Annotated in this window: 13 protein-coding genes; 10 read left to right on the top strand and 3 right to left on the bottom strand. The window is 36.9% G+C overall.

Translation table 11 applies throughout. From position 1 onward, the window contains the following. Window positions 1-204 precede the first annotated feature (204 nt). The 10 genes from miaB (at window position 205) to ACODST_RS21580 (ending at window position 10,423) form a co-directional block, all read left to right on the top strand. Entirely contained in the window at window positions 205-1,653 is a 1,449-nt protein-coding gene (gene miaB, locus ACODST_RS21625) for a tRNA (N6-isopentenyl adenosine(37)-C2)-methylthiotransferase MiaB (protein WP_488934168.1), read from the top strand. A gap of 92 nt (window positions 1,654-1,745) precedes the next feature. After that, window positions 1,746-2,117, top strand: a complete 372-nt coding sequence (locus tag ACODST_RS21620) for a GxxExxY protein (RefSeq protein WP_488934167.1) — start codon at window positions 1,746-1,748, stop codon at window positions 2,115-2,117. A 119-nt stretch (window positions 2,118-2,236) separates the two neighbouring features. Then, entirely contained in the window at window positions 2,237-3,499 is a 1,263-nt protein-coding gene (locus ACODST_RS21615) for a sigma-54 interaction domain-containing protein (protein ID WP_488934166.1), read from the top strand. A gap of 129 nt (window positions 3,500-3,628) precedes the next feature. Beyond that, the gene (locus ACODST_RS21610; protein ID WP_488934165.1) at window positions 3,629-4,132 is read left to right on the top strand and encodes an LptE family protein; all 504 of its coding nucleotides are present in this window, start codon (window positions 3,629-3,631) and stop codon (window positions 4,130-4,132) included. 91 nt (window positions 4,133-4,223) lie between these two features. Further along, window positions 4,224-5,951 (top strand): tetratricopeptide repeat protein, encoded by a 1,728-nt coding sequence (locus tag ACODST_RS21605; protein WP_488934164.1) that lies wholly within the window; start codon window positions 4,224-4,226, stop codon window positions 5,949-5,951. Between the two features lie 5 nt (window positions 5,952-5,956). Next, window positions 5,957-6,295 (top strand): preprotein translocase subunit SecG, encoded by a 339-nt coding sequence (gene secG / locus ACODST_RS21600; RefSeq protein WP_488934163.1) that lies wholly within the window; start codon window positions 5,957-5,959, stop codon window positions 6,293-6,295. A gap of 147 nt (window positions 6,296-6,442) precedes the next feature. Then, window positions 6,443-6,718, top strand: a complete 276-nt coding sequence (locus ACODST_RS21595) for a co-chaperone GroES (RefSeq protein ID WP_012023920.1) — start codon at window positions 6,443-6,445, stop codon at window positions 6,716-6,718. Between the two features lie 83 nt (window positions 6,719-6,801). Continuing rightward, entirely contained in the window at window positions 6,802-8,433 is a 1,632-nt protein-coding gene (groL, locus tag ACODST_RS21590) for a chaperonin GroEL (protein ID WP_488934162.1), read from the top strand. 398 nt (window positions 8,434-8,831) lie between these two features. Then, on the top strand, window positions 8,832-10,034 hold the full coding sequence (locus tag ACODST_RS21585; protein WP_488934161.1) for an alkaline phosphatase family protein: 1,203 nt from the start codon (window positions 8,832-8,834) through the stop codon (window positions 10,032-10,034). Window positions 10,035-10,246: 212 nt separating this feature from the next. After that, window positions 10,247-10,423, top strand: coding sequence for a hypothetical protein (locus ACODST_RS21580; protein WP_488934160.1), 177 nt, complete (start codon window positions 10,247-10,249; stop codon window positions 10,421-10,423). 223 nt (window positions 10,424-10,646) lie between these two features. On the opposite strand, the gene ACODST_RS21575 is transcribed toward ACODST_RS21580, so the two are convergent. The 3 genes from ACODST_RS21575 to ACODST_RS21565 form a co-directional block, all read right to left on the bottom strand. Next, window positions 10,647-11,486 carry an oxidoreductase gene (locus tag ACODST_RS21575; RefSeq protein ID WP_488934159.1) on the bottom strand — a complete coding sequence of 280 codons (840 nt, stop codon included), beginning with the start codon at window positions 11,484-11,486 and terminating at the stop codon, window positions 10,647-10,649. 91 nt (window positions 11,487-11,577) lie between these two features. Beyond that, window positions 11,578-12,486, bottom strand: a complete 909-nt coding sequence (locus ACODST_RS21570; RefSeq protein ID WP_488934158.1) for a helix-turn-helix domain-containing protein — start codon at window positions 12,484-12,486, stop codon at window positions 11,578-11,580. A 235-nt stretch (window positions 12,487-12,721) separates the two neighbouring features. After that, window positions 12,722-14,251: a SulP family inorganic anion transporter gene (locus ACODST_RS21565; protein WP_488934157.1), complete on the bottom strand. Its 1,530-nt coding sequence runs from the start codon at window positions 14,249-14,251 to the stop codon at window positions 12,722-12,724. Window positions 14,252-14,307: the final 56 nt, after the last annotated feature.

Raw genomic sequence — 14,307 nt, 5'->3', positions numbered from 1 at the left:
ATTTTGGATTTTGGATTTTGGATTTTGGATTTTGGATTTTGGATTTTGGATTTTGGATTTTGCGAAAAAAAGCTGCGCTTTTTTTACTGATTGACTCAATCTGCAATCTATCCAGAGGCTTCGGGACTAAAAAACAAAATTTCCCTTCTGCCATCTTGTCATATTGATCGTATTTACGCTATCTTTGCACTTTGAAATTTTACAATGGAAAAGATTATTGAAGAAAGCAAACAGGGCGAAAGTCTTGTTTTGGAAAATAAACCCGGGAATACTAAAAAACTCTTTATAGAAAGTTACGGCTGTGCAATGAATTTTTCGGACAGTGAAGTCGTAGCATCCATTTTATCTGACGGAGGCTATAACACCACTACCGTTTTAGAAGAAGCCGACCTGGTATTGGTCAATACCTGTTCTATCCGTGATAAGGCCGAACAAACGATCCGTAAACGTCTCGAAAAATATAATGCCGTAAAAAAACGTACCAACCCAAAAATGAAAGTTGGAGTTTTAGGCTGCATGGCCGAGCGCCTTAAAAGTCAGTTTCTGGAACAGGAAAAAATAGTTGATCTTGTTGTAGGGCCTGATGCTTATAAGGACTTACCCAATTTACTGGCAGAGGTCGAAGAAGGACGTGATGCTATTAACGTAATCTTATCAAAAGAAGAAACGTACGGAGATATTGCACCGGTTCGTTTAATGAGCAACGGAATTACCGCTCTGGTTTCGATTACACGAGGCTGCGATAATATGTGTACGTTCTGCGTAGTACCTTTTACACGCGGACGTGAACGAAGCCGCGAACCTCAGAGCATCATGAAAGAAATTCAGGATTTATGGGATAACGGCTATAAAGAAATTACACTTTTAGGTCAAAACGTAGACAGTTACCTCTGGTATGGAGGCGGTTTGAAAAAAGACTTTGTTAATGCTTCTGAAATGCAGAAAGCAACCGCAGTCGATTTTGAGCAGTTACTTGAAATGGTCGCATCCGGTTTTCCTAAAATGCGCGTTCGTTTCTCGACTTCAAATCCGCAGGATATGCACGAAAGCGTCCTGCATGTTATTGCAAAATACCCTAACATCTGCAAACACATTCACCTGCCGGTTCAGTCGGGAAGTAACCGGATTCTGAAAGAAATGAACCGTCTGCACACCCGTGAAGAATACATGGATCTGATTGACAAAATCAAAACCATAATTCCGGATGCCGCTATTTCACAGGATATGATTGCCGGTTTCCCAACTGAAACAGAAGAAGATCATCAGGATACTTTAAGTTTAATGGAATATGTGAAATACAATTTCGGTTATATGTATTCGTATTCTGAACGTCCGGGAACTCTGGCCGGAAGAAAAATGAAAGATGATGTAGAGGAAGAAACAAAAGCCCGAAGATTACAGGAAATTGTCGATTTACAGCAAAAACATGCCGGATACAGAACCGAACAATTTGTTGGTCAGACTGTAGAAGTTTTAATTGAAAAAGTTTCTAAAAAGTCTCAGGACGAATTCTCGGGAAGAAATTCACAAAGTATAACCGTAGTTTTCCCTAAAGAAAATTATAAAATAGGTGATTTTGTAAACGTTAAAATCACCAGTTGTACATCTGCCACTTTAATTGGCGAAGCGGTTGGAATGAGCGAAATGAATTGATTTTTTTTTTTTGCCACAGATTAAAAGGATTAAAATGATTTATTTTTATATTATTTTTCTTACTTTTAAATTCGTGTTAAAAATAAAAATTCATGCAGTATTACAGAGAACGAGAAACTTACAAAATTATAGGGATTTGCATGGAAGTGCATCGAAATCTTGGATCCGGCCTATTAGAAGTAGTCTACAAAGATGCTCTGGAAATAGAATTTAAAGAAAACAATATTCCTTTTGAAAGAGAAAAGGAATATACAATTGAATATAAAGGCAAAATTTTACCTCATAAATTTTATGCAGATTTTGTAATTAACAAAGACATAATTTTAGAAGTAAAAGCTACAAAAGAGTTTTCGGGTGAACACATTGCTCAGATATTAAACTATATAAAACTTTCAAACTCAGAAGTGGGATTATTAATAAATTTTCAAACAAAATCACTTCAATATAAAAGATATATTTTATAATTTAGAAAATCTGTGTTAATCATTTTAATCTGTGGCAAAAGAAAAAATACAAGCCAAAGTTTAAAAGTTAAAGGCAAATTATAAAACCTGAAAACTGAAAACTTGAAACAAAAATCGATATGGAAACAGTTCAAGCAATAAAACAACGATTTGAAATTATTGGTAATGACCCCAAACTAAATCGTGCCATTGAAAAAGCCATTCAGGTTGCCCCAACTGACATTTCAGTCATGGTAACCGGAGAAAGTGGTGTTGGTAAAGAAAATATCCCCAGAATTATACATTCGCTTTCACACAGAAAGCATGGTAAATATATTGCCGTAAACTGCGGTGCTATCCCGGAAGGAACTATCGACAGTGAACTTTTCGGACATGAAAAAGGAGCTTTTACAGGTGCTACCAGTACTCGTGAAGGGTATTTTGAGGTGGCTGACGGCGGAACAATCTTTCTTGACGAGGTGGGAGAACTTCCTTTAACCACTCAGGTAAGACTGCTTCGTGTTCTTGAAAACGGTGAGTTTATTAAAGTAGGTTCCTCTCAGGTTCAAAAAACCAATGTACGTATCGTGGCAGCCACCAACGTAAACCTGTTTAAAGCTATTGAAAAAGGAAAGTTCCGTGAAGATTTGTACTATCGTTTAAGTACGGTCGAAATTACACTGCCACCTTTGCGCGAGCGAAATGACGATATTCATTTATTGTTTAGAAAATTTGTAGCCGACTTTGCTCATAAATATAAAATGCCGCCTTTAAAACTGGATGACGATGCTGTACAGCTCCTGCAGAAATTCAGATGGAACGGAAATATCCGTCAGCTTCGAAATGTGGCTGAACAGATCTCTGTTTTAGAAACAAACCGGGATATTTCAGCTTTTACCTTACAGTCTTATCTCCCGTCAGCAGAAGGAAGCAACCTCCCTTCGGTAATAAGTGAAAACAAAAAGGAAAGTGATTTCAGTACCGAAAGAGACATCTTATATAAAGTGCTTTTTGATATGAGAAGCGACTTAAACGACCTGAAAAAACTGACTCTGGAATTGATGAAAAACGGCGGCTCTTCAAAAATGCAGGACATTAATCCCAATTTAATTCAGAAAATATACGGCTCACAGGAAAACGACAGCGAAATTGATTTTGAAGAAGAACCACGAACTGCCGTGATGACACCAACAGTAAGAGAAGACAACTATCAGATTCCAGATGACAATTATCTGTTTGCCGAAACCATCGAAGAAGAAGAGATCCTGCGCCTGGAGCAAAAGGAAATCGAAATGATCAAAAAATCATTAGAAAAAAACAAAGGAAAACGAAAAGCTGCTGCAGACGAACTGGGAATTTCGGAAAGAACTTTATACCGAAAAATTAAACAGTTTGATTTATAAAAACTGCTAAAATTCAATATTAAAGTTTCAAACCCAAAATTGCAGTTTTAAAGAAACGTAAAACTCCAGTTTCAAATTAGTATCTTTGAGAAAAATTAAATTCCGTTTTAGGGAATTTCACTAATACCTATGAAAAAAATATATTCCTTATTTGCCTTACTCAGTCTGTTTATGCTAAGCGGCTGCGGTTTTTACAATTTTACAGGAGCTAAGCCAATCAATGCTAAGACCTTTCAGGTTAACTTCTTCCATAACAATGCCGATCTGGTTGAACCGGGAATCGACAGGGATTTTACACTGGCACTGCAGGATTTGATTATGAACCAGACCAATCTGAATATGGTCAGTAACGGAGGAGATTTGACTTATGAAGGAGAGATTATTGATTACCGAATTACGCCAATGACTGCTACGGCAGACCAGACAGCAGCACAAAACCGTCTGACCATTCGTATCAATGTACGTTTTACCAATAAAAACAAAGAAGCCGATGATTTTGAAAAACCTTTTGAGTTTTATTACGACTTTGCAGGAACATCACTCCCTACCGGAAGCGTCCTGAATGAAGCTATAAAAACAATATACGAAAGGATTACCCAGGATATCTTTAATGAATCACTGGCAAAATGGTAGTTTTTTAGATGTAACTGTTACATCCAGCTATTTGTTACAACGATAAAAACAAACCTTACAATTAAACCAATAAACGATTAAACTAAAAAGAATGAACGTTACTGATTATACCTACTTAATGAACAAACCCGATGCTATTACAGAAAAGCAGGTAGAAGCATTAGGAAGTGTTTTGAATGAATTTCCGTATTTTCAAAGTGCCAGGGCGCTTCGATTAAAAGGACTTTATGATCAGAACAGCTTTAAGTATAATTATGCTTTAAAAGTAGCAGCGGCTCATACTGCAGATCGTTCGGTCTTGTTTGATTTTATTACTTCGGAAACTTTCACTTCTATCCAAAATGATTTTTACGACCAAAAACTGAGGGACTTACTCGAAATAAATGTTTTCGACAGTGAAGTTGTAACCTTTGAAGAAGTTAAAAAAACACCGGAAATCCGTATTGATCCTATCGAGCAGTCTATTCTGAAATCAATTAAAGAAGCGACTACTGTTATTTTTGAGGAGCCTTCCAAAATCCAGGAGAGAGCTGCTGAACAGGCTGCATCGGCTCTGACAGAATCAGATACAATTCAGGAAACTACAGCTGCAGAAGAAAATACCATCGAACCTGTAGAGCAATCTATTGTAATCCCTACCGAAGAGGAAATACTAAGCACATTTGTAGAGATAAACAATACAGAGGAGCCGGCAGAAACTCCGGCGGCTGAATCTTCTATTGTAATTCCTAACGAAGAAGAGATTTTTAATTCTTTTGAAAAAGTCTCTGAAATTAACAGCCAGACTGCTGAAGCTGTTTCAAGCCCGGAAGAAGCTGCTGCCGTTTTCGGACAGACTCCGGAAATTGAGAATATAACGGTAGATGCCATTGTGAATGAGTCAATTCTGACTCCAAGTGAAGAAGAAATATTAAATACTTTTAAAGCTGTAAACGAAATCGAAGCTCCTGTTGAGCCTATCGCTGATTTAAGCGAAGATGAAATACTGAATACTTTTGAAGAAGTAACAGAACCTGAGGAGGCCGTTACAGAAACTGCCGCCGAAAAAACAGCGATAGAAGAAACCGTTGTAAATACGGCTAAAGAAACAGCCGCTGAAAAGACCACTGTAGATCCTATTACGATAAGATCAGCTGTAAGAGCTACGTTTTTTGATGAATTTGTAGACGACGACATTCTTGAACTGCATAGTGACCGAATCGAAAAACCTGTCTTAGTTTCTATAAAAGAAGCCTCAGCTGCTCCTTTTGAAAAACCACAAATCACAGAAGAACCAAAAACTATTGAAGCAGCTGCAGAAACTGAAGTTCCGGAAATCGAAATCCCGGAGATTACATTTCCGCTGAATGTAAGAGAAGCCAGAGAAAGTTTAGAAATAGGAAAACCAATTGACTTTTCTTCCAGAGAAAAACATTCTTTCCAGGAATGGCTTCAATTATCAAGAGCTGAACCAATTGACCGCAGCGGAGATATAGAAAACAGTGAAAAAAAAACCACTGAAACTATCGAAGTAATTTCTGTTGAAGAACAAAAAAAGAAAAAGGCAGAAATAATTGACCGGTTTATAGAGGCCAATCCAAAAATTTCGCCAATAAAACCTACGATGGCTAATCCGCCTATACAGTTTAATATTAATGAAGAGGAGAATTCATACCTGATGACAGAGACTCTGGCCCGGGTATATCTGGAACAAAAGAAATATACAAAAGCCATACAAGCATATGAAATATTAATTTTGAAATATCCAGAAAAAATTAGTTTCTTTGCAGACCGCATTTCGGATATAAAGATTTTACAACAAAATAACAATAACAATTAATACAAATGAGCACATTTTCAATTTTCTTAGTTTTAATCACAATAGTTTGCTTTCTATTGATCGTAGTGATTATGGTACAAAACCCTAAAGGAGGAGGATTATCTTCTACTATCAGCGGAACTCAAATGCTGGGTGGTGTACAAAAAACAACTGACTTTTTAGACAAAAGTACCTGGACATTAGCTACTATTCTGATTGCTTTAATCCTGTTATCAAGCTTAAGCTTTACAGGAGCTTTAGGTGATACAGGATCTAAAATTATTGAAAAAACAGAAGCACCTGCAGCTGCTCCTGCAGTACCTGCACAGCAGACTCCTGCTACTCCTGCTCCTGCAGCAAAATAATTTCATTTGTTTGATACAAATAAAAATGCCAGCCTGTCAAAGCTGGCATTTTTTTTAAGAAATAATGTCAGTTTATGGAGCATGGCACAATTTCTGAAAGTTTATAGAACATTAAAAAAACGTATAACTTAATAATAATATAATATCATGGCTTTAAACATTAAACCGCTTTCAGACCGCGTACTTATTGAGCCTGTTGCAGCTGAAACTAAAACTGCTTCAGGTATTTTTATTCCGGACACTGCCAAAGAAAAACCACAAAAAGGAACTGTTGTGGCAGTAGGAAACGGATCTAAAGATCATACAATGACTGTAAAAGTGGGCGACACTGTTCTTTACGGAAAATATGCAGGTACTGAATTAAAATTAGAAGGTACTGATTATTTAATTATGCGCGAGGACGATATCTTGGCAATTATCTAAAAAATATTGTATTAAGTACGAAGTATTAAGAATTAAGAACTTCATTAACTTTAAACAAATCAAACTTTAAACAAAAAATTAAAATGGCAAAAGATATAAAATTTGATATTGAAGCACGTGACGGACTAAAACGTGGTGTTGATGCATTAGCAAATGCTGTAAAAGTAACCCTTGGACCAAAAGGTCGTAACGTAATTATCGGAAAATCATTTGGCGGGCCTACCGTTACTAAAGATGGTGTTTCGGTTGCAAAAGAAATCGAATTAAAAGACGCACTAGAAAATATGGGTGCGCAAATGGTGAAAGAAGTGGCTTCTAAAACCAATGATTTAGCTGGAGACGGAACTACAACTGCTACCGTTTTAGCTCAGGCTATCGTAAAAGAAGGTCTTAAAAATGTGGCTGCAGGTGCAAATCCAATGGATTTAAAACGCGGTATCGACAAAGCGGTTGAAACTATCGTAGCTGACTTAGCAAAACAAGCTAAAGTGGTTGGAAGTGATTCTGACAAAATCAAACAAATTGCTTCTATCTCTGCTAACAATGACGAAGTTATTGGTGAATTAATCGCTACAGCTTTCGCTAAAGTGGGTAAAGAAGGTGTAATCACTGTTGAAGAAGCGAAAGGAACGGATACTTTTGTGGATGTTGTAGAAGGAATGCAGTTCGACAGAGGATACCTTTCTCCATACTTCGTAACAAACCCTGAAAAAATGGAAGTTGAATTAGACTCTCCATACATCTTATTATACGATAAAAAAGTTTCTTCTTTAAAAGAATTACTACCTGTTTTAGAGCCTGTTGCACAATCAGGAAAACCATTATTGATTATTGCTGAAGATGTTGACGGAGAAGCTCTTTCTACTTTAGTAGTAAACAAATTAAGAGGTGCCCTTAAAATTGCTGCTGTAAAAGCTCCTGGTTTTGGAGACAGAAGAAAAGCCATGTTAGAAGACATTGCTATCTTAACAGGAGGAACTGTAATCTCTGAAGAAAGAGGGTATACTTTAGAAAATACAACTATCGAAATGTTAGGAAATTCAAAAAGAGTTTCTATCGACAAAGACAATACCACTATCGTAAGCGGAGCCGGTGAAGCAGATATCATCAAAAACCGTGTAAACCAGATTAAAGGTCAGATGGAAACTACTACATCTGATTATGATAAAGAAAAATTGCAAGAGCGTTTGGCTAAATTAGCAGGAGGTGTTGCTGTTCTTTATGTGGGTGCTGCTTCTGAAGTGGAGATGAAAGAGAAAAAAGACAGAGTAGATGATGCTTTACACGCAACCCGTGCCGCTGTTGAAGAAGGAATCGTTGCTGGTGGTGGTGTGGCGCTATTAAGAGCTAAAGCTGTTTTAGCTGATTTAAAAGCTGATAACGCTGACGAGGCTACCGGAATTCAGATTGTTTCCCGCGCTGTTGAATCTCCTTTAAGAACTATCGTTGAAAACGCCGGTCTTGAAGGTTCTGTTGTAGTTGCAAAAGTTTCTGAAGGTTCAGGAGATTTTGGATACAATGCTAAAACTGACGAATATGTAGACATGCTAGCAGCCGGAATTATCGATCCTAAAAAAGTAACCCGTGTAGCCCTTGAAAATGCGGCTTCGGTTTCCGGAATGATCTTAACTACAGAGTGCGCTCTAATTGATATTAAAGAAGAAAATGCCGGAGGCGGAATGCCAATGGGAGGCGGAATGCCGGGAATGATGTAATTCATTCTCTTCTTAAAACTTAAAAGCGTCGGATTTCTTATCTGGCGCTTTTTTTGTTTGCCACGAATTGCACGAATTTCCACGAATTAATTTTTTCAATCTTTTGCACATATTTTAATTAGCCACAGATTATACAGATTAAAAGGATTTTTATTTTATGCAGATCTTAGATCATAAAAATTAAATTAATCTGCGTGAATCTGTAAAATCTGCGTGAAAAATTTTTAATGTATCCAATAAAGAAATCCTTTTAATCTGCATAATCTGTGACAATTTCTTTTACACAAAGCATTAGTGAAAATTAGTGCAATTCGTGGCAGCCTTTTTTTTATTTAACATTCTCTTTTTCTTTAAAAAATCTGTTATCTCTACCTTTGCGGTTATAATAAATTCAAAAAATGAAAAAGTATTTTTCCTTTCTCTTCTCTTTAGTTTTTCTTTCACTTTCCTTCTTTTTACAAGCCCAGAATAACAAAGACAATTATGTAGTTTTAGTTTCTATGGATGGTTTTAGATGGGATTATGCGAAGCAGTTTCATCTTCAAAATCTACCGCAGATTGCTAAAAAAGGCGTTCATGCCAAATCGATGAAACCCTCTTACCCTACCAAAACTTTCCCAAATCACTATTCAATTGTAACAGGACTTTATCCGGATCATCACGGAATTATCAACAATGTTTTTTATGATACTTCTTTAGATCAGGCATTTTCATTGTCCAGCAAAGCCAAAAATGATTCGCGTTTCTATGGCGGAAATCCTATTTGGAATGTCGCTGAACAGCAAGGCGTAAAAACTGCTTCTTTCTTCTGGCCGGGTTCTGATATTAACAAAAGAAATCCAGGTTATTATAAAAATTACGACAATAAAATCCCATACGGCGCCAGAATTGACACTGTTTTAAAGTGGCTGCAGCTTCCGGAAAAACAAAGACCTCATCTGGTTACTTTGTATTTTGATGAACCGGATCATTCCGGGCATAATTTCGGACCACTTTCGCCAGAAACTAAAAAAGCCGCCACCAAAATGGATTCTATTATGGGAGAGTTATCCCGTAGATTAGATCAATTGCCTATTGGAAAACAAATCAACCTGATTATCGTATCAGATCACGGAATGGCCGATATCAGCAATGATAAAAAAGTAGCGATTCTGGATTATTTAAAACCGGAATGGCTGGGCTATAAAGATGTTATAAACCCAATTATGAGCCTGCAGGCCAAAACAGGTTATCAGGATTCTATTGCAAATGCCCTGAAAAAAGTACTGCATATTAAATTCTGGAAAGCAGCTGATGTACCTGAGAGATTACATTACGGAACCAATCCCAGAGTACATGATTTTGTAGTGGAAGCCGAAAAAGGATGGAGTCTCGTAAGCAAAGAAAGTACTCATATAAAAGGCGGGACGCACGGTTATGATAATAACAATAAGGACATGCACGCTATTTTTTATGCAAAGGGCCCGGCTTTTAAAGTAAATAAAGAAGTAAAAACGTTTCAAAATGTTTCGGTGTATCCTTTAATCGCCCATATTTTAAGACTGCAAATCGACCCGGTTGACGGAAAACTAAGTGATGTACAATCAATGCTGGTTAATTAAAGAATGTGGTAATTAGAGAATGTGTCAATTTGATAATTAGATAATACCTATCTAACTATACAATCACAGGAACAGTCTTCGGCTTTAGACGGAACCTATTAAAGCTTTAGCCAGCTTATTGTTTGGCTAAAGCTTTTTTTATTGTTTAAAAACCTTTTAATGGCTGTTTTCTCCTGTTATCCTTATTAACTTCAGGGCTTAAATAGGTTTTTATGAAAAAAGTGATTACCCTTTTTGCCGCGGTTTTATATTTCAGCGTTATGTTCTTATCAAGAAAATATCCTGATATTCACATCCTGATTTTCTTTTTGGGTGTTTTAACCACCTTAATAATCGTGTTTTTTGTTTACAAAACCTTATCCAAAAGAAGCCCTAAAAAAAACTCTTAATCATCACATTTTCTAATTAGATAATATGTCAATTTAATAATATGTCAATTAGAATATTGGACAATTACTTTCTAATACTATAAGAGCTTATCAAATCCTGTGGCTGAACATAACCAAAAGGCTTTATCCTTTCGGATAAAGCCAAAAGCAGTTCAAACAAAAATGAAGTATCCAATTGTCACATTTTCTAATTATCTAATTGACAAATTATCTAATTACCCCCTTAAAATCCAGTCGAAATCGAAACCTTTTTCCAGCTTTCCAGTTCCCCCTGAACACTTGCAATTTTCTGGTTTGCCATATTATAAGCATCTTCTCCTAAAAACAAATGCAGCGGCGGATTTTGATCTTCGCTTGCTTTAATCAACGCTTCGGCCAGTTTTACAGGATCTCCCGGCTGATTTTCGTTGATATCATCTTTATGCGCACTTTCAGATTGTCTTACTTCTTTATAATCTGCAATTGGATTTTGAGGCAATAACAACGAACTGTCTTTTAAGAAATCGGTTCTAAAATAACCCGGATAAACAATTGTTGCATGAACTTCAAACGATTTTACCTCTGCAGCCAAAGATTCCGTTAAGCCTGCAACAGCAAATTTTGTAGAACAGTAAATCCCCCAGCCTGGAAATTCCCCATAATAACCGCCAACAGATGAGATATTAAAAATATGTCCTGTTTTATTAGCACGAAGAATTGGCATTGTATTTCTGATTACATTCAATAATCCGAAAACATTTACTTCGTAGTTTTTTCTGGATTCTGCATCAGTTAATTCCTCCAATGCCCCTAATAAACCATAACCGGCATTATTTACTAAAACATCAATTGTTTTAAAATGGTTTATGGTTTTGTCGATTGCATTTTTAACACTTTTTTCATCAACCAAATCCATTTCTAAAGGAAGAAAACTATTCGAAGTATTTCCTAAAACTTTAGTCAAAGCTTCTTCACTTCTTGAAGTTGCGGCCACTTTATATCCTTCTGCTAATAATTTTTTAGCCAATTCTAATCCAAGTCCTTTTGAAGCACCTGTGATAAACCAAACTTTTTTATTGTCCATGATTTTAATTTTTTACGTTATAATTACAAGACAAAGGTATTGGCAGAATGCTTCTCAACTATTAAAGCAATCAAGCAGGAAGTTGCAAAAATCAAACAATTTCAGCCAGACGATAGTTTTTGGGTGAGATCCGGGTGTTTTTCTTAAAGAAATTAATAAAATGCGACAATTCTTCGAAGCCCAGACACCAGGCAATTTCACTGATATTCCAGTTGGTCTGTTTTAAAAGAATCATTGCTTCCTGAACAATTCTTTCCGAAATAATCTGTGAAGTCGTTTTTCCGGTAGTTTCTTTTAAAGCTTTATTCAAATGATTAACATGCACATTTAACTGACTAGCATATTCTGAAGGTGACCTGAAATTAATCTGCTGTGTAATCGATTCGATGGGAAACTGACGTTCGAGCAATTCCAGAAACAAAGACGAAATTCGAATCGTAGCGTTGGATTTACTGTATAATGAAGTAGTTACCGTCTGCGTTTTCAATGCCAGATGAATAATTTCAAAAACCAGATTCCGAAGCACATCATATTTAAAGGCATAATCAGAATTGATTTCGTCAAACATTCTTAAATAAACCGATTTCAGAGATTCCGCCAGTTCCATTGTGATAGGTACAATTGGATTTCCTCCCGGCTGAAACAACGGATATTCTTTTAAATTACCATACTGACTAAAAAAGGCATCGGTAAAAATGCAGAAAAATCCGGTTTGGTTTTCATCGACCTGCTCCCAGTTATAAGGAATCTGCGGATTGGCAAAAAACAAAGCCTGATCTTCAATCACAGCGATCTTATCAGCATAATGCACTTTGTTTTTTCCTATAATCAAACTTATTTTATAAAAGTCTTTCCTGGTGTAAGGAAATGGCTTACAGATACTCCCAACAAAATCGTCGAGTTTAAAAACATTAAAATGTCCGATCTCCTTTTTAAGGTTCTCTGGCATTCCGTTTACTTTTATCGTGTAAAAATCTTCTAAGGTTTCTGTCAGTTTCATTTCGTAAAGTTACAAAAATCAATCTTTCTAATAAGATAATGAGATAATTTGTCAATTAGATAATGATACATCGCAGCTGCTTCGCATCGCTCCATTATTCTCAGCAGGCGTACAAAAACCAAACCCTACAGGCTTTATCCCGAGGCTTCAGGACTGTCGGGTTTAATTCGCAAAAATTATCAAGTCCCGTTAATTATCTCATTTTCTAATTATCAAATTGACTAATTAAAAAAATCTAAGACACCACCTTATACGTAGGATCTTCGATAACATTGACATTAATTATGGCATCGGCATTTTTAAGCAATTGTCTGCAATCGGCGCTTAAATGCTGTAATTCTACTGTTTTATTTTCCTGTTTGTATTTTTTGGTAATATTATTTAAAGCTTCAATGGCTGACATGTCGGAAACACGGCTTTCTTTAAAGTTAATAACAATATGATTGGGGTCGTTCTGTACATCAAATTTTTCTAAAAAAGCAGTTGTTGAACCAAAAAATAACGGGCCGTAAATTTCATAATGTTTTACTCCGTTTTCATCGATATAATGACGGGCACGGATTCTTTTGGCACTTTCCCAGGCAAAAACCAAAGCGGAGATAATAACACCAATTAAAACTGCTAAAGCCAGATTGTGCAATACAATCGTAATAAGAGCCACTAAAATTCCAACAAAAATATCATGTCTGGGCATTTTATTGATAATCCTGAAACTCGCCCATTCAAAAGTCGTTACCGCCACCATCATCATCACCCCTACTAAAGCCGCCATAGGCAGTTTTCCAATTACCGGAGCACCAAAAAGTATAATGATCAAAATCGTAACAGAGGCAATAATGCCCGAAAGTCTGGCTCTTGAACCTGCACCCAGATTTACCAGAGTCTGTGCAATCATAGGACAGCCGCCCATTCCGTAGAAAAACCCGTTTAAAATATTAGAACTTCCCTGCGCTATACATTCTCTGTTACTGTTTCCACGGGTTCCGGTAATTTCATCAACTAAATTCAGCGTAAGCAAACCTTCGGTTAAACCAACAGCCGCTACAATAACCGAATACGGAAAAATCACTTTGAAAGTCTCAAAAGAAACAGGAATATCCGGAATATGAAAAGGAGGAAACCCGCCCTGAACCGATGCAATATCCTCGACCGTTTTGGTCTCAATATTACAAACAATTACCAAAGCAAAAACCACCATAATCGCCACTAAAGAAGCGGGAACTGTTTTGGTTATTTTCGGAAAAACCAAAACAATGGCAATCGTAAGTGCCACCAAAGCCAGCATGATATACAATGGTGTTCCCTGAAGCCAGGAAACCTGCCCGTTTACGATTGTCTTAAACTGTTCGAGCTGCGACATAAAAATCACGACTGCCAGTCCGTTTACAAAACCAAACATAACTGGCTGCGGTACTAAACGGATAAATTTTCCGAGTTTAAAAAGCCCAACTGCTATCTGCACGACCCCTCCCAGCGCCACGGCTGCAAAAACATATTCTATTCCATGTGACTGCATTAAGGCAATTAGTACGATTACCGTAGCTCCTGCCCCGCCGGAGATCATTCCCGGCCTTCCGCCAAAAATGGCGGTAACCAGTCCGGCAATAAAAGCCGCGTACAAACCTACCAGAGGCGGAAACCCGGCCAGAATAGCAAACGACAGCGATTCCGGAATCATGGTCATGGCCACTGTTAAACCCGCTAAAATTTCATTTTTATAATTAACCTTCTGGTTAAAATCAAAGAGTTGGAACGCTTTTTTCATAGGCACAAATGTAGAAAATTATGTGCATACCACAGCTTATCTTATCAGGGACAGAC

The sequence above is a fragment of the Flavobacterium sp. FG19 genome (genome assembly GCF_057809475.1).
Note: the sequence above shows the minus strand (reverse complement) of the source record. Positions and strands in the feature narration are given on the sequence as shown.

Excerpts from the sequence above, each read along its gene's own strand:
- ACODST_RS21575 (WP_488934159.1), bottom strand. The coding sequence starts at position 11,486 with ATGGACAATAAAAAAGTTTGGTTTATCACAGGTGCTTCAAAAGGACTT.
- ACODST_RS21565 (WP_488934157.1), bottom strand. The coding sequence starts at position 14,251 with ATGAAAAAAGCGTTCCAACTCTTTGATTTTAACCAGAAGGTTAATTAT.
- ACODST_RS21570 (WP_488934158.1), bottom strand. The coding sequence starts at position 12,486 with ATGAAACTGACAGAAACCTTAGAAGATTTTTACACGATAAAAGTAAAC.
- ACODST_RS21585 (WP_488934161.1), top strand. The coding sequence starts at position 8,832 with ATGAAAAAGTATTTTTCCTTTCTCTTCTCTTTAGTTTTTCTTTCACTT.
- groL (WP_488934162.1), top strand. The coding sequence starts at position 6,802 with ATGGCAAAAGATATAAAATTTGATATTGAAGCACGTGACGGACTAAAA.
- ACODST_RS21615 (WP_488934166.1), top strand. The coding sequence starts at position 2,237 with ATGGAAACAGTTCAAGCAATAAAACAACGATTTGAAATTATTGGTAAT.
- ACODST_RS21580 (WP_488934160.1), top strand. The coding sequence starts at position 10,247 with ATGAAAAAAGTGATTACCCTTTTTGCCGCGGTTTTATATTTCAGCGTT.
- ACODST_RS21605 (WP_488934164.1), top strand. The coding sequence starts at position 4,224 with ATGAACGTTACTGATTATACCTACTTAATGAACAAACCCGATGCTATT.
- secG (WP_488934163.1), top strand. The coding sequence starts at position 5,957 with ATGAGCACATTTTCAATTTTCTTAGTTTTAATCACAATAGTTTGCTTT.
- miaB (WP_488934168.1), top strand. The coding sequence starts at position 205 with ATGGAAAAGATTATTGAAGAAAGCAAACAGGGCGAAAGTCTTGTTTTG.
- ACODST_RS21595 (WP_012023920.1), top strand. The coding sequence starts at position 6,443 with ATGGCTTTAAACATTAAACCGCTTTCAGACCGCGTACTTATTGAGCCT.
- ACODST_RS21620 (WP_488934167.1), top strand. The coding sequence starts at position 1,746 with ATGCAGTATTACAGAGAACGAGAAACTTACAAAATTATAGGGATTTGC.
- ACODST_RS21610 (WP_488934165.1), top strand. The coding sequence starts at position 3,629 with ATGAAAAAAATATATTCCTTATTTGCCTTACTCAGTCTGTTTATGCTA.